Raw genomic sequence first — 16,577 nt, 5'->3', positions numbered from 1 at the left:
AGCCCGGGGGGGCGGCCTACTGCCGTCGGCCGGCGGCGTATCGCCCTCAGCCTGTGGTGTGCGGGTGGCGCCCCCAGTGGGCCGCGAAAGCCCGCGCCGGGTTGGCCGTCAGGAACTGCGTCACCAGGTCCTCCCCCAGGGCGAGTTGGAGCCGCTGCCGGTGGCGGCGCAGCAGATGCGGCATCCCGGGGCCGCCGTTCACCGACCGGGCGGCGGCCGTCGTCGTGTCGCCACCGAGCAGGATCCGGTCCCCGAAGCCCGCGTCGGCGAGCGCGGCCAGGGCGTCGGGCAGCCGCCAGTCCGTCGCGTGATGGGCGCGTGAGGGGCCGTCGAAGGCCAGATACGCGCCGGCCTCGGCGGCCATCCGGTGGACGACGAGATCCGGCGAGCGATTGAGATGCCCGAGGATCACCCGGTCCGGAGCGACCCCCAACTCGCCGCAGAGCAGATCGAGGACGTCAAGCGCCCCGGTACCCAGCTCCAGATGGATGCCGATGGCCGCCCCGGTGGCGTGATGGGCCTCGGCGGCCGCGGCCATGGTGTACCGGGCGTGCCGGTCCAGACCGTGGAAACCCCCGGCCACCTTGATCATCCCGGCCGGTACGCCCGTGGTGCCGATCCCTTCGGTCAGCTCGGCCACGAACACCCCGGCGAGATCGGCGCGGACCCGCTCCAGCACCTCGGGCAGGTAGTGCACCGCCTGGTGCAGCCCGGTGGCGGCGACGATCGTCACCCCCGACTCCCTTGCCAGCCCCGGGAGTTCGGCGGCGCCCCGGCCCATCCCGTACGGCGTCCACTGGACCACCGCCGCGCCGCCGGCCGCGCGGAAGGCGGCCAGTTCGGCGGCCGCGGCCCCCGGGTCGGCCAGCTCCTGGCCGGGCATCTGGGGGCTGCGCAGGAAGAGGTGGTCATGGGCGTCGCAGACGCCGAGATCCGCCGGGTCGAGGTCGCCGAGGACCGTGCGGACGACGGGCCCGGCGCTCCGATTCCCCTTCTCCGCGGAGGTGTTCACCTGTGTCCCCGCTGCCTGTATCGCCGCAGACGTGTTCACCACTGGGGCCCCGCTCCCAGCCCGGTGGCGCCCGGTGCGGACAGATGCAGCACCTGGTAGCGGTCACCGGCCTCCTCCGGGACGGCATCTGCCCAGAGGGTGAAGTGGACCAGCTCCCAGTGGCGGGGATCGAGCGCCAGGGAGGTGGAGTGGACGCCCTCCGTGGCGGCGAGCGCCTCGTGCAGAGCCACCGCGTGCGTGACGGCGGTGGCCGGGTCGGCGCCCTCGGGGACGGGCTCCGTACGCCGCGAGAAGGCCCCCGGAAGGCGGTCCGAGGCCGGGCCCGCACGGTGGAACAGCCCCTGCCAGTGCTGGACGACCGGCCGCCCGAAGTCGCGGACGACACCGTGGAATCCGTCGCCCAGGAGGAAGCGGTTCATGGCTTCCGGGCCGACCCAGAGGTAGAACGGCGCGTACTGGTTGACCGGCGAGCCGTCGACCCCGCGCTCCCGGACGCCGTACGCCTTGAGACCGAGCCCCGGGAAGTCGTCCAACAGGGGGCCCTTGGTCTTCACCCGGTGCCGGATGATCTGCATGTCGTAGTCGGCGGGGAGGGTGATGGCGTACTGCATGGCGTGCATCGGGAGCTCCGAGTGGGGGAGGTAAGGGGTCCGTATCGGGCCGTACGGGGTGCGCGTGGGGTCTGCCGGGGCCCGTCTGCGTCCGCGTGGGGGAGGGGCCTAACGGCGGTCGCCGGGACCGGTGTGGTCGCTTCCGGTGCCGGGCGTGACCTGGGCGGCCAGCAGTGACAGCGCACCCCGTACGGCCGCATCGAACGGCGCGGTGTCATCGGCCGCCCGCGCCAGCACATAGCCGCCCTGGACGACGGCCGCGACGGTCGCCGCGACGGCCACCGGGTCCAGACCGTCGGCCAGTTCACCGCGCCGCTGCCCCTCGGCGAGCACCTCGGCGATCCGGCCCCGCAGCCAGCCGAACATCTCGTCCAGCGGCCGCCGCAGCTCCGGGTCCTGCACCACATCGCGGTCCTGCGTCATCCGGCCGATGGGGCAGCCGCGCAGTACCTGCCGCTCGCGCGTCAGATAGGCGGCCACCCGGTCGTACGCCGTACCCGGGGCGGAGAGGCACTCCTCGGCGGACTCCTTCATGTCCTCCGCGGTGCGCCGGATCGCCGCCTGGGCGAGATCGGACTTGCCCGTGAAGTGGTGGTACATGCTGCCCTGGCCGACACCGGCGCGGTCCAGGATCGCCCGCGGGCTGGTGCCGACGTAGCCGCGCTCCCACAGGAGCTCCTGGGTGGTGCTGACCAGGCGTTCCCGTGTGGCGGGGGGTGGTTTCCGCGTACTGCTCATGATCGCACCGTACATACTAGTAGTTACAGACGCAAGTGCCGACGGCTCCACGGCTCCACGGCTCCCGGAACTGACGCGCGCCACCCGCGTCCTGCTCCCCTTCCCGCCCCGTACTTCCCCCGTCGTACGCGAAGAGCCGCTGGCCGTACGACGACGCGCGACGCCCGGAAGGCGAACCTCGGAGGTGACACGGACGACCGCCGACCGGCAGAAACGACGGACCGGCGGCCCGATGACCCGAAGGAGCTGAGCGCCATGTTCGAACTGGCCCACCCCTGGACCGCAGGCGGCCCCGGCCCCTGGATCCTGTTCGTTCCCGTCCTCTGGGCGCTGGCCGTAGTCGGTGTGGTGACCCTGCTGCGCCGCACCGTATGGCGGCACGGCGGCCCGGGCCGGCGGTTCGGCGGCCCGCGCCCCACCGCCCGTACGGACGCGCCCACGCCCCTCGCCGTCCTCGGTCGCCGCTTCGCCGCGGGCGAGATCGACGAGGAGGAGTACTGGCGCCGACTGTCCGTCCTGGAGGAGCACTTCGGTGCCGGCCCCAAGGGCGGCCCGGCATAGCCGCCACCGGCCCCGTCCGCGGCGGCCTTCGTGGACGGTGATTGCGCCGATCGGGTTGGTTGACCGCGGAGACGTCGGCCGGACCGCGGCTATCGGGGGCGGTGCCGCGAAAAGGGCCTCAGCCGACCTTGGCGTCCCCGATACGGGACAGCGGGTCGGCCGAGGCCGTGACGGAGGGGGTGGGCGCCAGGGGAGCGGACCGCAGTGGTTCCGGTGCCGGTGGGGCGGAGCGCGGCGGCTCGGGGGCAAGCGATATGGGCTCCCAGTGCGCCGACCCGGCGGCATCCCAGGGCGCGGCGGGTGACCCGGGCGCGGCGGTCGGGGCCGGAAGGGTGAACCAGACGACCTTCCCCCCGCCGTCCGCGTCCGGATGCATCCCCCAGCTCGCGCTCAGCGCCGCGATCAGCGCCAGGCCCCGGCCACAGGTCTCCCAGGACTCGGCCGCCCGCACCCGCGGGAGCCGCGGATCGCGATCGTGCACCGAGACCGTCAACTGCCCCAGCAGTGCGTACAGTTCGACCGAACACCGCTTGCTGGGGCGGGCGTGCCGGTGGACATTGGCGAGCAGTTCGGTCACCCCGAGCGCCGCCGGATCTATCAGCGCATCCAGATGCCAGTAGCGCAATTGCGCCGAGATGATCCTGCGTACATGTCCGATACGGGCCGGAAGGGCCTGGAGCTCCACCGTGCAGTGTCGGCTGGGCTGTCTGCTGGGCTGCCTGATCACGACCACGACTCCCTGATGAGGCCGGGCGCCCCCGACGACACGACAGGGGCGAAGATCGGATCCAGCGATGCCGGCTGCACGGCGATCCCGTCGACGTGACGCTCGCGCCCACGTGACGTTCCCGTCGGCATGGCGTCCCGCCGTCTCGCCGTGCCGACGGCCACGACGACCGCGACGGCGGCGACCACCGCATCACAGCGTCACCGCTGGTGAACCCTCAGTGATACGAGTCCAGGGTCAGGCAGCCCGCACGGTCCCGCAACCGCACTTCTCCGTCCGACACCCCGTCCGGCTCCCCATCCGGCACTCGTCCGACACCCGTCCGACGCGGTAGTCCCGGTTCGTCAGGAACGCGGTGGACGCGCCTCCTGGATCGCCCGCAAAAAGCGCTCCGGGGCCCCGAGGGTGAGCGAATAGCGGTGGCCGTTGAGCCTGGCGAGCGCCCGGTCCCGCGCCGCGAACAGCGGTTTATGGGCCTGTACGGCCTGGAGCGGCGCGCTGTCGATCTCCCTGCCGTAACTGGTCAGCAGCGCCAGTCGACCGTCTCTGATGACGATCTGCCCGGCGCGTGTCAGGGACCGCAGCCATCGCTCGATGCGTACGCCGGTCGCGTTGAACTCCGGCTCCGCCATGGCCACCACCTCCTCGGTGCCTCGGGCAGGTGCCCTTCACCGCCCCTCCAGGGAAGTTTGCCCGCATGGCGCCCCGTACACCAGTGCCCCTGGTCGCAGCGGTGGCAACGGCCTTTCCGCGAGCGCCCCTTGAGCTCCGCTGCCCGCCGTGCGCGCCTCCCCGAGGGACTCCCCAGGCACTCCCCAGTGCCTCCCTCAGCCCTCCTTGGACCCTCTCAAAGTGATGTTTATGCAGGTGAGAAGCGTGCGGAGGGTGGCTATAGTCGAATGCGGCCCGGCGTTGTGCGCGGGCGTCAAAACCCCTGAGGAGTGCGCCGGTGAGCACCGCACAGCAGCCGCAGAGCGGGCCGGACCGCGACATGTCGACCGCGGCCCCGATGGCGACGATCGACGTGGACCGCACGGATCCGGACTACCGCGACTGGCTCAAAGAAGCCGTCCGAAAGGTCCAGGCGGACGCCAACCGCACCGCCGACACCCATCTGCTGCGCTTCCCCCTGCCCGAGGAATGGGGCATCGACCTCTACCTCAAGGACGAGTCGACGCACCCCACCGGCAGCCTCAAGCACCGCCTTGCGCGCTCGCTCTTCCTCTACGGCCTGTGCAACGGCTGGATCCGCCCCGGCAAGCCCGTCATCGAGTCCTCCAGCGGCTCCACCGCCGTCTCCGAGGCGTACTTCGCGTCCTTGATCGGGGTGCCGTTCATCGCCGTGATGCCGGCCACCACCAGCCGCGAGAAGACCCGGCTGATCGAGTTCCATGGCGGCATCTGTCATCTGGTGCAGGACCCGCGGACCGTGTACGAGGTCTCCGCCCGGCTCGCCGCCGAGTCCGGCGGCCACTACATGGACCAGTTCACCTACGCCGAACGGGCCACCGACTGGCGCGGCAACAACAACATTGCCGAATCGATTTACCAGCAACTGCGACTGGAGCGTTACCCCGAGCCCGCGTGGATCGTCGCCACGGCCGGCACCGGCGGCACCTCCGCCACCATCGCCCGCTACGTCCACTACATGCAGTACGACACCCGCGTCTGCGTCCCGGACCCGGAGAACTCCTGCTTCTTCGACGGCTGGCGCACCGGCGACGCCAAGACCGACTGCGCCACCGCCTCCCGCATCGAGGGCATCGGCCGGCCCCGTATGGAGCCGAGCTTCGTCCCCGGTGCCATCGACCGGATGATGAAGGTCCCGGACGCGGCCAGCGTGGCTGCCGTACGCGCGCTGGAGACGGCGATCGGCCGCAAGGCGGGCGGTTCGACCGGCACCGGGCTGTGGAGCTCCCTGAAGATCGTCTCCGAGATGGTCGCCGAGGGCCGTACGGGATCCGTCGTCACCCTGCTCTGCGACCCCGGTGACCGCTACCTCGACAAGTACTACTCGGACGACTGGCTGGCCGCCCAGGGCCTGGACATTGCGCCCTATGCGCGGACGATCGAGAGATTCCTGGCGGACGGTACCTGGGCGGGGTGAGACGGGGGAGGGGGACGGGGTGAGTGCCTGAGGGGCTGAGGGGCTGAAGGGGTGTCCGAGGCTGGGGGCAGTCTCGGGCGGGTGGCGAGGGTTGGCCCGTGGGCCGGTCACCGTTACACCGGACGGTGGCCGTACGCCGCGCCCCGCACGGGCTATCCCCCGGCGAGGCGGCGGTCCAGGGCCCGGACGGATTCCCGGAAGGCGCGCCCCAGCCCCGGCCGGGCCAGCGTCATCACCAGCCGGAACGGCGCCGGACCATCGGCCGCGAACGTCCATCGCACCCGGGTCCCGCCATCCATCGGCGTCAGCCGCCAGTCCTCCAACAGGGCCCGCAATCCGGGGGCGTTGGCGGTATCGACCCGATAGGCATAACGCTCGTCCGGCTCGGCGGCCAGAACGGTCTCGGTGAACCGCGTCCCGCCCGTCAGTCGTATCTCCCGCCCTCGGCCACCGTCCGTCGACACCGACCGCGAGACACCGGTGAACCAGCGCGACCAGCCCGCCACATCGTCCGCCAGCGCGGCGTACACCGCCTTCGGTGGCGCGGCCACCTCCGCGGCGAACACCAGCCGCAGCGGCGCGGACTCGACGAAGTCGAGCTCTACGGGGCGGAGTCGGCGTGCCATGGACGAGCACCCCCTATGGGATGGCGGCCAACGGCCCAGGTTGTCCGGGTGCGGGCCGGTGACGGTGGGCGGCGGGTCGCGCACACCATAGCTGACCCACCGTCAGATGTCTGTGGCCTGCGGGTAATCGTCCCTCGCGCCCTTCCCGTTCTCTCTCGCCGTCGTTCTCCCGTCAGGCGTCCGCGTCGGACGGTTCTTCGCCCGCCACCAGCAGTTCCGGCGGCAGCTCCGCGAACTCCGCCCGCGCCTCGGCGGACAGCCCGGAATCCGTCACCAGCACATCCACCTCGTCCAGCGAGGCGAACGAACTCAGCCCGACCGTGCCCCACTTGGTGTGATCGGCGACCACCACCACCCGCCGCGCGGACCGTACAAAGTGTCGGTTGGTCTCCGCCTCCGCCAGATTCGGCGTGGAAAGCCCGGCCTCCACCGATATGCCGTGGACACCGAGGAACAGCACATCGAAGTGCAACGACCGGATCGCGGCATCCGCCACCGGGCCCACCAGGGTGTCCGACGGCGTCCGCACGCCGCCGGTCAGTACTACCGTCGCGGCCCCGGCGCGTGGCCCTCCGCCGCCGCTCGCCGCCGCCCGCTGGGCGTTGTAGAACACATCGGCCACCCGTACCGAATTCGTCACCACCGTCAGATCGGGCACCTCGAGCAGCTGCTGCGCCAGGGCGAACGCGGTCGTACCGCCCGCCAGCGCGATCGCACTGCCCGGCGCCGCCATCTCGGCCGCGGCCTTGGCGATGTCCTCCTTGGCGCTCAGCTCCAGCCCCGACTTCGCCTCGAACCCGGGCTCATGCGCACTGGGCTCGCTGACCGGCACCGCGCCGCCGTGCACCTTCTCGAGCATCCCCTGGCGGGCGAGGGCGTCCAGATCGCGCCGCACGGTCATGTCCGACACGCTCAGCTTGCGGGTCAGCTCATTGACCCGCACGCCGCCCCTCCGCCGCACCTCATCGAGAATCAGGGCGCGCCGCTGCTCCGCGAGGAGATTCTGGTTGTCACTCACCCCGGCCCGTCCCTTCCGCCCGACTCGCCGTTCGGGTCGCTCTGCGCCTGCTGCCGCCTGCGATCACTGTGCCTTCATCCTCGCATGAGGCACTGACAGCGGGGGTGGGTGGCGGGGCGGGGTGTGCGGGGCGTGGGTCCTTTGCGGCGAAGGGTGCAAGTCCTCCGCGGTGAATGGTCCCCGCGATCACTCAATACCGTCCCCGCGATCACCCGGCACGGTCCCGCGATCACCCAGCATTTCGGGGCGAAAGGCTCAGCAGGTTGCTCCCCCGCCCCCTCCCCCCTCTCCCCCTTCGGGGGAGGGGGCGGGGGTGGGTTCGGGGGTGGGGGGAGCGGCACGGCCGCGAGCGATGCCTCCCGCCCACCGCACCCATACCACTTATCCACAGCCCGGCGTCGACAGATGCGCTCCCGCCGAAAAAGGAGAATCCTGAAGGCATCGCACAGCACCGCACGGTGCCGTCTGACAACGGGGGAACAGGGGAACTTCAGTGGAGACCGCGGACACCACACCGCCCGCCCGCACGCCTGACACGCTCGGCGTGTCCGACACATCCGGCAAAGAATCCAGGGGAGTTGGGCCTGGCCTGGCCCCGCCTCCCGTACCACCTCCCTCACCCGCATCGCCACCCTCGCCCCCCGGCGCTCCGCCCGAGCCGCAACTGGCCCTGGAGCTGCTCGTGCACGGCGTCGGCGGGACCACGCCCGAGGAGATGCTCGGCGATCCGCGCGTCCGGCGCATCACCGGCGACGACACCGCCGCCTGCTACCGCCGTACCGAGGACGCGGACGCCGAGGCCCGCCCCGACGACTATCGCGGCGAGCCGGTACGGGAGGCGTACTGCTGGTCCAACCTCACGTCGGGCAACAGCGCCCGCGCCCTCTGGCTGATCCTGGTGCCGTTCATGGTGGCCAACCTCGCCCACTGGATGCGGCCCGCCGCACCGCAGGAGCACAAGGCGCAGCGGATCTATGACGTCCTCGTGCGCATCCTGGCGCTCACTCTGACCGTCCTCCTGGCCGCCGCGGCCTGTGAGGTTGCGCTCGATCTCACCGCCTGGCAGTGCGCCGGCACCGCGGCCTGCGTCGACGGCAAATCCTGGCTGGGCTTCCTCAGCCCGGCCAACTCCGGCTGGTGGAGCACCCCCGGGCGCCGCCTGGCGCTCGCCTCCGCGCTGCCGCTGCTCGTCATCGGCTTCCTGTGGTGGCTCTCGCACCGCACGTGGAGCGCCTACGAGTCCGCGTCCCCGCCGCCCCGCGACCCCGGCACCTCCCGTGACACCCCCGTCGACCAGCGCACCGTGCTCAGCCTGCACGGCTTCTGGTACGGCCGCCGGCTCGTCGCCCGGCTGCGCGCCGCCCACACCACGGCCGGTGTGCTCACCATCGCCGCCGCCCTGCGCATCGCCACCGCGAAACTGGACCGAAGGGTGGCGGAGGGCGGTCTTCTCGCCGTCAGCGGGCAGGCGTTGACGGTTGTGCTGATGCTGCTCGCCGCCGTCACCGTGGTGATCGTGTGGCGCACCGCCCGTAGTGAGGCGGCGCCTGACGACCAGTCCGACCGCCTGATCGTCCGGGCGCTGCCGTATGTCTCCCTCGGCGTGCTGGCAGTCGTGACCGTGCACACCGCCTGGTCGCGGCCAGGCGCTCACAGCTCCGGGCCGCTGCCCGGCACCGCCGCCTTCGGGGGCATCGCCGTCTTCCAGAGCGTGGTGGTCCTCGCGCTGGCGGTGGCCGCCTGGTTCCTCCAGCGTGCCGCCGGGGGCGCCGCCCGCAGTGCCCTCAACGGGATGGGCGGGCCCGCCGTCGCCCTGCTGGCCTGCGCGGTGGGCGGGGTGCTGTCCGGGGGAGTGGCCCAGCGGTTCGCCGACTGGATGGACGGCGACGCCACCCCGGGGCAGGCGAACGCGCCGATCCCCGGCCCGCCCGTTCTGCTGTCCTGGCAGGCGTCGGTCCTGCCCGTCCTCCTGGTCGTGGTGGCCGTGGTCGCCGTCCTCGCCGCCGTACGGATCCTCGTCGTCCGCCGTCGGGTCGCCGCCGACGTCCCGGGTCTGTACGACCCCCGGGAGCGCCCCGACGAGCGCCGTACGCTGCATATCGCGGGCACCATCGCCCGCGCCGGGCTGACCGACGCGGCCCCCGTCCTGGTGGCGGCCATCGCCGCCGTCACCCTCGTCCTGGGAGCCGGCGCGGTGGCCGGTGCCTGGCTCACCGGTCTGGCGCCCGGCCGCGCCACCGAAGGCGCACCGCCCGTGGTCCACGCCGCCGCCGAGACCGCGGAGGCCCTCGGCTCCTGGCTCATGAGCGCCGGCGTCATACTGCTGCTCACCATGGGCCGCCGCGCCTACCGCGACCACTCCGCCCGCCGCACCATCGGCATCCTGTGGGACGTCGGCACCTTCTGGCCCCGCGCCGCGCACCCCTTCGCGCCGCCCTGTTACGCCGAGCGCGCCGTCCCCGACCTGACCTGGCGCATGGCCACCTGGACCGAGCGGTTCGACGGCCGCCTGGTGATCTCCGGCCACTCCCAGGGCAGTGTGCTGGCCGCGGCCGCCGTATGGCAGCTGGACCTGGTCACGCGCAGCCGGGTCGCGCTGCTGACCTACGGCAGCCCGCTGGAGCGGCTCTACGGGCGCTGGTTCCCGGCGTACTTCGGCCCGTCCGTGCTGGCCGGTCTGCACCGCGAGATGGACGACTGGCGCAATCTGTGGCGCTTCACCGACCCCATCGGCGGCCCGATCCGGCTGGCCACCGAGGACGGCCGCACGGTCGACCAGGGGCCGCTGCGCGACCCGCTGGCCTTCGGCCGCACCCTCCAGGATCCGCTGCCCGCCCAGATCCTGGGCCACGGCGACTACCAGTCCGACCCGGCCTTCGACGCCATACGCGCCGAACTCATCGCCCGGCTCGGCCCGCCGGTACCGCTCCAGCGGCCGCGGTCGGCTCAGGGCAGCTCCGGCAGGTCCTCCGCATAGAGCAGGGTGAGGTCGTCGGTGCTCGGTTGGGCCAGCTGCGCGACCCGGCCCGCGTGCCGCTCGACCATCGCCTCGAACGTCTGCCGGGCGGTCCGGCCGTTGCCGAAGGAAGGCCCCTTGGGCAGCGCCGTGAAGTACTTGAGCAGCGCCTCGCCGGCCCCCTCGGCGAGGCGGTACTCATGCTCCTCGCCCTGCTGCTCGACGATCCGCAGCAGCTCCTCGGGGGCGTAGTCGCCGAAGGTGATGGTGCGCGAGAAACGGGACGCCACACCGGGGTTGACGGCCAGGAAGCGCTCCATCTCGGCCGTATAGCCCGCGACGATCACCACCACCGCGTCGCGGTGGTCCTCCATGAGCTTCACCAGGGTGTCGATGGCCTCCTTGCCGAAGTCGCGGCCGGAGTCCTCGGGGGAGAGGGCGTACGCCTCGTCGATGAAGAGCACCCCGCCGCGCGCCCGGTCGAACGCCTCCTGGGTACGGATCGCCGTCGACCCGATGTGCTCGCCCACCAGGTCCACCCGCGACACCTCGACCAGGTGCCCGCGCTCCAACACCCCCAGCGAGTGCAGGATTTCACCGTAGAGACGGGCCACGGTCGTCTTGCCGGTGCCCGGGGAGCCGGTGAAGACGAGATGACGGCGCGCGGAGGCGGCCTTCAGGCCCGCCTCCTGCCGCCGGCGGCCCACCTCGATCATGTTGATCAGGGTGCGCACCTCGCGCTTGACGCTGTCCAGGCCGACGAGGGTGTCCAGCTCGCCCAGCACCTCCTCGGAGGGGCGGCTGGTGACGGCCGGTGCCGCGGCGGCAGGCGGCGCGCTCTGGGCCGGTACGTTCCCCAGCAGCCCGGCGGTCTGGGGCGACCGCTGCACCGAGGGGCCCGCGGGCACCGCCACATCCGGCGCCTGCGCGGCCCGGCTCTCGTCGCTGGTGCAGTCCTCGACCGTCGGCCCGCCGCCGCTGCCGTCCCCGAGCGACTCGGCGAACTCGTAGCCGCCGCGCGCACACCGCTCCGTACGGCAGCGCGTCAGCGTCGTACGGCAGCCGTCGATCACATGGAAGCCGAAACCCGAACTCCCGGTCACCCGGCAGCCGGTGAAGGTGCCGCGGCCCTCCGCCGACACATAGAACCCGGCCTCGGCGGGTGAGCTGACGGTGCAGCCCTCCAGGGTGGGGTCGGCGCCCTTGGTGACGATCACGCCGGTCTGGGCTCCGTCGATGGTGCAGTTGGCGAGCGTGCCGCCGCTGCCGTGGTCGCGGAACCAGGCACCGGTCGCCGCCTCCCGGATCCGGCAGTCGTCGAGCTGGACGGTCGCCCCGTCGCTCACCGACACCGCGGTGTTGCGGACCTGGGAGATATCGCTGTCCACGACATCGGCACGGGAGCCCCGGTCCAGGACGAACAGGGCGTCGGGGACATCGTGCACCCGCGTCGAGTCCAGGACCGCGGTGGCGCCGTCGCTGACCCACACCGCCGGATAGTCGCCCGTGCTGTCGTGGATCTCGCACTGGTTGGCGTCCACCCGGGTGCCCGGATCCCACACGGACAGGCCGTTGCGGCCGAAGTGCCGCACCGTGCTGCGGGTCAGCGTCAGCACCGAACGCGACCGCAGGTCGATGGCGTTCTCCGGGATGTCGTGGATGTCGCAGTCGGCGAGGGTGAGCACCGCGTCGGTGTCGAGGGTGACGCCGTCGGCGGAGGTGCGGTGGACCGTGCAGTCGGTCAGATGGCCGGTGGCCCGCGCGGCCACCTGGATGCCGGCGCCCTTGATCTCGTACAGCTCGCAGCCCACCGCCTCGACGGCGCTGCCCTCGCCGTTCACCGAGAGCCCGGCGCCGGAGGCGTGGTGCACCCGGCAGTTCTCCAGCCGCGGATGGGCCCCGCCGCGCACCGCGATCCCCGCCTGCCCGGCGGCGACCACCTCGCACTCCTCGAATACCCCGCCGGCCTCGTCCAGCACACTGATGCCCACGCCGCCCGCGTTGTCGACCGTGCACCGGCGGACGGTCGGCCGGGCGCCGCCGCGCACCTCGATGCCCGCCGCGGACCGGGTCACCACCCGCAGTCCGGACAGCTCCGGGGCGCCGTCCTCCACCAGGAGCGCGGGGGAGGCCGAATCGGCCGCTTCCAGATGCAGGTCGTGGACGGCGGCCGACGCACGTATGGTCACCGCCACGCCATCGGTGGGGGCGATCCGCACCGAACCGCGCGCCCCGTCCGCGCCGCGCAGCGTCACCGCGCGCTCCAGTACCAGATTCTCCCGGTACGTACCTGCCGGGACGGTGAGCACATCACCGTCCCCGGCGGCCTCCAGGGCTGCGGCGAGCGTGCTGTACTCCCCTGTACGGCGCCGCCACCGCGACGTTCCGGAGTGCGTCACCTGGACCGAGCCCTGTGCCATGGCGCTGTCGTGCCCCCACCTCGTACGGCTGTTGTTCGGCATGGCAGAGTCCGTCCGCGGATGTCCGCATTCGGGTCTGCGAGGCCCCAGCCGAGAGGCTGGCTGCACCACCGTAGCGCGCCTGGCGAGCGGTAGTTGACATGGTCAGCCACCTCACGGAAGACCCCCGGCAGGCGCGCAGATCAGCCGCCCGCATCGGCCCGTCCCCAGTCCTGGCCCGCGCGTTCCCATGCCCGGTCCCAGCGGCGGAAACGACGCACCATCAGCTGCCGGAGGATCAGCCGGCGCCCGCCCTCGACCAGCCCGCCGACGGCCGCCGCGCCGGCCAGCCCGGCCAGCACCGCATGCGTCCGCGCGGTGCTCGCGTCCATCGGCCGCGGCACCACCCGGCCGTGGCCGTCGGTCCAGATCCGCAGGCGGTCGCCCGGGTCCACGGGCCGCAGGGTGGAGATCTGCCCGAGGTGCTCGCTGTGGTCCAGGGCCGTCCACCGGGCGATGACCCGGCGGTGGGCATCGCGCTGCGAGGAGGTCTCCGGGTCGGGGTCGAGCGGGGCCCGGGAGGCCAGCCGGTCGACCGTGGCCCACACCAGATGCCGCTGCTGGTGCTGTGTGCGCACGGCAGCCTGGAGCGCCTCGTCGGCGGCCTGCCCGGTGAGGCGGCCCGCGGTCGTGGCGCCGACGGCGATCAGTAGCGCGGCGGCCAGCGCCAGCCAGGACTCGAGCAGATCGGTGGGGCGGCGCAGCGGATTGCGCCGCCATCGCCAGAGGCCTGTGATCGCACGCATCGCCGCTCGCCCTCCCCCTCGTCGTGTCCGTGAATACCTCATTACCCCCTGTCCATGCCAGAGTTCGGCGAAGAGGGAGATACCTCACGCCAGATGCCGTGAGCGCCGGTGTACGGCCGGTCAGGGCAGCCGTACGGCCACCGTCACCAGGGCGCCCGTCCGCTCCCTGTCCTCCGCTCCCGCCGCGGCGGGCGCGTCCGTCACCGCGAAACGGTCGGCCACCAGGCGCGCCAGCCACAGCCCGCGTCCGTTCGGGGCGCCGTCGAGGCCCGGCAGCAGCTCGGGTATCACCGCTTCGCTGAACCCGGGCCCGGCGTCGCTGATCCGGCACTCCAGCTCGTCGCCCACCCGCAGCAGCACCAGCCGTCCCCAACCGCCCGCGTGTTCCACGGCGTTCCCGGCTATCTCGTCCACGGCCAGGACGAATTCGCCGCGGCGCGGCTCGCGCAGTCCCTCGCGGGCCGCGCACTCCTCGACCAGGAGCCGCAGCTGCGGCAGCAGCCGGGCGGTGAAGCGGCGCTGGAGCAGCCGCCGGGCGCCGCGCTCCTCGGCCGGCGCCCGCGCGGGGCCGGCCGCATCCGGTCTCCTCACGGACGTATCACCTCTTTCACCGTCAGCCCCGGCACCCCGCCCGCGCCGAGCCGTCGCAGCAGCCGGCCGTGTCCCTGGCCGCAGCGCACCTCGACCCGCTCGTGCCCTGCCGCGCCGTGGACCAGGGCGAGCAGGCGGGTGGCGCAGCCGACCGACAGGAAGTGCAGCCCGGTCAGATCGACGGCCAGCCGCCGGGCCGGTGCCGTACGGGCCAGCGCGAGCTCCAGCGACCTCGTGAACGCGGCCCGGTTGGCCGTGTCCGCCTCGCCGATGAAGCACACTGCGTCGTCGGCGCCGCGCACCGCACGCAGGCTGCCCAGCCGCTCCAGGAGAGCATGCGGATGCGCCTTCTCCATGGCGGCGAGCAGCGCGCGGTCGAACCGGCGGCGGTCGTAGGCACAGATCTCGGTGTACGGCCGCCCGGCGAACAGCGACTGCGCCCCGGTCTCGCGCTGTATGACCACCGCGGGGTCCGCGCCGAGTGCGGCGACCCAGCCCATGTCGATGAAGGCCCGCAGGCCCGCGTAGCCCTCGGCCCGCGCCCGGTCCGTCTCCGCGCGCAGCCCGGCCAGCTGCCGGGCGGCGGTGAACTCCCTGTCCGGCCGGATCACCGACCGCATGCTGCTGAGCGCCAACTGGCCGCGCTCACGCGCCGACGCGGTGCTGCGGTTGGGAAAGTCGAGCCGGGCCAGCACTTCCTCCTCGGACACGGCCGGGCAGGGCAGGACGATCACCTTCTCGCCGCGGGCGAGTCCGAGCCGTACGAAGGCCGTGACGACATCCCAGCGGACCTCGTCATCCCCGTAGCTCACAAAGGCGTGGTCCCCGGGCCGCAGACGCTGGACAGGGAGGAGATGTCCTCTTCCGGTGTCCCTCGCAGGCATCGACACGCAGCTCTCGGTCTCCCCCCGTGGCCTCCCCGCCCGTCGCGCGCCCGCGCCGGGCCCTCATTCGAGTATCTCGAACGGGTCGCCGATGCGGATCGTCCCGGCCCCACGGGGAATCAGATTCTGGCCGAAGACCAGCCGGTCACCGAAGCGGCGATGCCGGGCGAGCGTGCGCAGCGGCTCCTTTCCGCGCTCGGCGGTGTGCTGGTCGGTGGTGGTGACCACGCAGCGTGCGCTGGGTTTGGCCACCTGGAAGACCACCTCGCCGATGCGCACCCGCCGCCAGTCGTCCTCCGCCCAGGGCGCGGTGCCGTCCACCACCACATTGGGCCGGAAACGGTTCATGGGCAGCGGGCCCTCGTCGGCGTGGTCGCCCTGCGCTATGAGGGAGTTGAGGGCGTCCAGCGAGGAGGTGGTCGTCAGCAGCAGGGGAAAGCCGTCGGCGAAGGTCACGGTGTCCCCGGGCTCGGAGTACTTCGGGTCGATGGGGCGGCGTATCTCCGGGGCGTCGAGATGCACCAATTCGGCCTCTATGCCCAGAAATTCGCAGAACCATGCGGCCGCCGCCGGACCGGCCGGCACCGCATCGATCTTGTCCTGGAAATGTTCGACCGCGACCGTCTCCCCGGGTGCGGGCACCTCGACCGTCAGGGGCGTCATCCCGGGCGCGCTCAGCCGCAGCGCGCCGCCCGCGAGTATCTCGGCATGGGCCAACGCCATTTTCGGCAGTGGCCGTTGGGTCAGCAGCTTGCGCCCGGCGTCCACCACCATCCAGCGTCGGTCCCCGGCGAGCCCCCAGGGCTCCACGACCGCCTCGCCGGGACCGGACCCCGCAATGGATTTGACCGGGTAGAGATGGATCGCTCGAAGCGCCGATTTCGCCATGGATCCATCCTGCCAGTCACCTCTGACATCCGGACGAAGGGCCAGGTCGGCGGCCGTTCGGCAGATGTTCGGCGGGCGTTTCACCGCCCGCCGTCGCCTGCCGTCCGCCCGGCCCCGCCCGGTACCCGCTCAGTACCCGCGCGGATACTGCCGGCCGCCGTACGGGTCGTCGTACGGAGCGGCCGGCCGCGGCGCCGCAGGCCGGGGCGCGACCGGGGCCGCCGGGCGCATCGCCTCGTAGCCCGTTCCGCCGCCCATACCGGGGGACGGCCGCTGGGGCTGCTGCGGATGCGGGGCCTGATAGCCGCCGCGGGTGCCCGCCTGCTGGGGGATGTAGGGAGCCGGCGCATGCTGGAGCGGGGCGACCGGTTGCGCGCCGGCACCCGGATAGCCCATCGCCGGGGAAGGGGCGGAGGGCGCGGCCGGAAGTGCCGGCAGCCGCGAGGAGAGCGCCGGCAAGTAGGACGAACCCGTGTCGTAAGGCGAAGGGTTCACCTGGATCGGTGCGATCTGCGGCGTGCCGCGTTCGGCGACGAGGCTGTCGTAGATCGGGGTGTCCGGGAAGGAGGACGAGGCGTAGTAGCCGCCGCCGTAGGTAGAGCGGGGGGAGGTCATGCCTCATAAGTTAAGCCCACGATGTGCCGATTGGGGAG

16 protein-coding genes are annotated in these 16,577 nt (G+C 72.7%); 3 read left to right on the top strand and 13 right to left on the bottom strand.

Annotated elements, in window-relative coordinates:
• Positions 1 to 46 precede the first annotated feature (46 nt).
• The 3 genes from B1H19_RS08580 to B1H19_RS08570 all read right to left on the bottom strand — a co-directional run bounded on the left by B1H19_RS08580 (position 47) and on the right by B1H19_RS08570 (position 2,361).
• Positions 47 to 1,012, bottom strand: coding sequence for a phosphotriesterase family protein (locus B1H19_RS08580; RefSeq protein ID WP_083104021.1), 966 nt, complete (start codon positions 1,010 to 1,012; stop codon positions 47 to 49).
• A gap of 35 nt (positions 1,013 to 1,047) precedes the next feature.
• Positions 1,048 to 1,632, bottom strand: coding sequence for a DUF4865 family protein (locus B1H19_RS08575; protein WP_083104020.1), 585 nt, complete (start codon positions 1,630 to 1,632; stop codon positions 1,048 to 1,050).
• Positions 1,633 to 1,731: 99 nt separating this feature from the next.
• A complete protein-coding gene (locus tag B1H19_RS08570) occupies positions 1,732 to 2,361 on the bottom strand; it encodes a TetR/AcrR family transcriptional regulator (protein ID WP_237289224.1) in 630 nt (209 codons plus the stop codon).
• A gap of 255 nt (positions 2,362 to 2,616) precedes the next feature.
• Between B1H19_RS08570 and B1H19_RS08565 the strand changes: the two genes are divergently transcribed.
• The gene (locus B1H19_RS08565) at positions 2,617 to 2,922 is read left to right on the top strand and encodes an SHOCT domain-containing protein (RefSeq protein WP_083104018.1); all 306 of its coding nucleotides are present in this window, start codon (positions 2,617 to 2,619) and stop codon (positions 2,920 to 2,922) included.
• A 118-nt stretch (positions 2,923 to 3,040) separates the two neighbouring features.
• Here the strand turns inward: B1H19_RS08565 and B1H19_RS08560 are convergent, their stop codons facing one another.
• Together B1H19_RS08560 and B1H19_RS08550 are read right to left on the bottom strand one after the other, a co-directional pair.
• Positions 3,041 to 3,607 (bottom strand): ATP-binding protein, encoded by a 567-nt coding sequence (locus B1H19_RS08560; protein ID WP_107426361.1) that lies wholly within the window; start codon positions 3,605 to 3,607, stop codon positions 3,041 to 3,043.
• Between the two features lie 386 nt (positions 3,608 to 3,993).
• Positions 3,994 to 4,281, bottom strand: a complete 288-nt coding sequence (locus tag B1H19_RS08550) for a hypothetical protein (protein ID WP_083104016.1) — start codon at positions 4,279 to 4,281, stop codon at positions 3,994 to 3,996.
• Between the two features lie 359 nt (positions 4,282 to 4,640).
• On the opposite strand from B1H19_RS08550, the gene B1H19_RS08545 reads away from it, so the two are divergent.
• Positions 4,641 to 5,756 carry a PLP-dependent cysteine synthase family protein gene (locus B1H19_RS08545; protein WP_083109499.1) on the top strand — a complete coding sequence of 372 codons (1,116 nt, stop codon included), beginning with the start codon at positions 4,641 to 4,643 and terminating at the stop codon, positions 5,754 to 5,756.
• Between the two features lie 152 nt (positions 5,757 to 5,908).
• On the opposite strand, the gene B1H19_RS08540 is transcribed toward B1H19_RS08545, so the two are convergent.
• Together B1H19_RS08540 and B1H19_RS08535 are read right to left on the bottom strand one after the other, a co-directional pair.
• A complete protein-coding gene (locus B1H19_RS08540; protein ID WP_083104015.1) occupies positions 5,909 to 6,382 on the bottom strand; it encodes an SRPBCC family protein in 474 nt (157 codons plus the stop codon).
• Between the two features lie 172 nt (positions 6,383 to 6,554).
• Positions 6,555 to 7,400: a DeoR/GlpR family DNA-binding transcription regulator gene (locus tag B1H19_RS08535; protein ID WP_030071044.1), complete on the bottom strand. Its 846-nt coding sequence runs from the start codon at positions 7,398 to 7,400 to the stop codon at positions 6,555 to 6,557.
• A 682-nt stretch (positions 7,401 to 8,082) separates the two neighbouring features.
• Between B1H19_RS08535 and B1H19_RS08530 the strand changes: the two genes are divergently transcribed.
• A complete protein-coding gene (locus B1H19_RS08530; protein ID WP_083104014.1) occupies positions 8,083 to 10,377 on the top strand; it encodes a hypothetical protein in 2,295 nt (764 codons plus the stop codon).
• On the opposite strand, the gene B1H19_RS08525 is transcribed toward B1H19_RS08530, so the two are convergent.
• The 6 genes from B1H19_RS08525 to B1H19_RS08500 form a co-directional block, all read right to left on the bottom strand.
• Positions 10,347 to 12,776 (bottom strand): right-handed parallel beta-helix repeat-containing protein, encoded by a 2,430-nt coding sequence (locus B1H19_RS08525; protein WP_083104013.1) that lies wholly within the window; start codon positions 12,774 to 12,776, stop codon positions 10,347 to 10,349. The genes B1H19_RS08530 and B1H19_RS08525 overlap by 31 nt on opposite strands.
• A gap of 182 nt (positions 12,777 to 12,958) precedes the next feature.
• Positions 12,959 to 13,561 carry an Rv1733c family protein gene (locus B1H19_RS08520; protein ID WP_083104012.1) on the bottom strand — a complete coding sequence of 201 codons (603 nt, stop codon included), beginning with the start codon at positions 13,559 to 13,561 and terminating at the stop codon, positions 12,959 to 12,961.
• Between the two features lie 120 nt (positions 13,562 to 13,681).
• Positions 13,682 to 14,152 (bottom strand): ATP-binding protein, encoded by a 471-nt coding sequence (locus B1H19_RS08515; protein ID WP_083104011.1) that lies wholly within the window; start codon positions 14,150 to 14,152, stop codon positions 13,682 to 13,684.
• Positions 14,149 to 14,964 (bottom strand): MEDS domain-containing protein, encoded by an 816-nt coding sequence (locus B1H19_RS08510; protein ID WP_237289220.1) that lies wholly within the window; start codon positions 14,962 to 14,964, stop codon positions 14,149 to 14,151. Before B1H19_RS08510 ends, B1H19_RS08515 begins: the two co-directional genes overlap by 4 nt.
• 135 nt (positions 14,965 to 15,099) lie before the next feature.
• Entirely contained in the window at positions 15,100 to 15,924 is an 825-nt protein-coding gene (locus B1H19_RS08505; RefSeq protein ID WP_083104009.1) for an MOSC domain-containing protein, read from the bottom strand.
• 129 nt (positions 15,925 to 16,053) lie between these two features.
• Positions 16,054 to 16,539 (bottom strand): DUF6643 family protein, encoded by a 486-nt coding sequence (locus B1H19_RS08500; RefSeq protein WP_083104008.1) that lies wholly within the window; start codon positions 16,537 to 16,539, stop codon positions 16,054 to 16,056.
• Between the last annotated feature and the right edge of the window lie 38 nt (positions 16,540 to 16,577).

This window comes from Streptomyces gilvosporeus (assembly GCF_002082195.1).
Lineage (GTDB): Bacteria > Actinomycetota > Actinomycetes > Streptomycetales > Streptomycetaceae > Streptomyces > Streptomyces gilvosporeus.
Note: the sequence above shows the minus strand (reverse complement) of the source record. Positions and strands in the feature narration are given on the sequence as shown.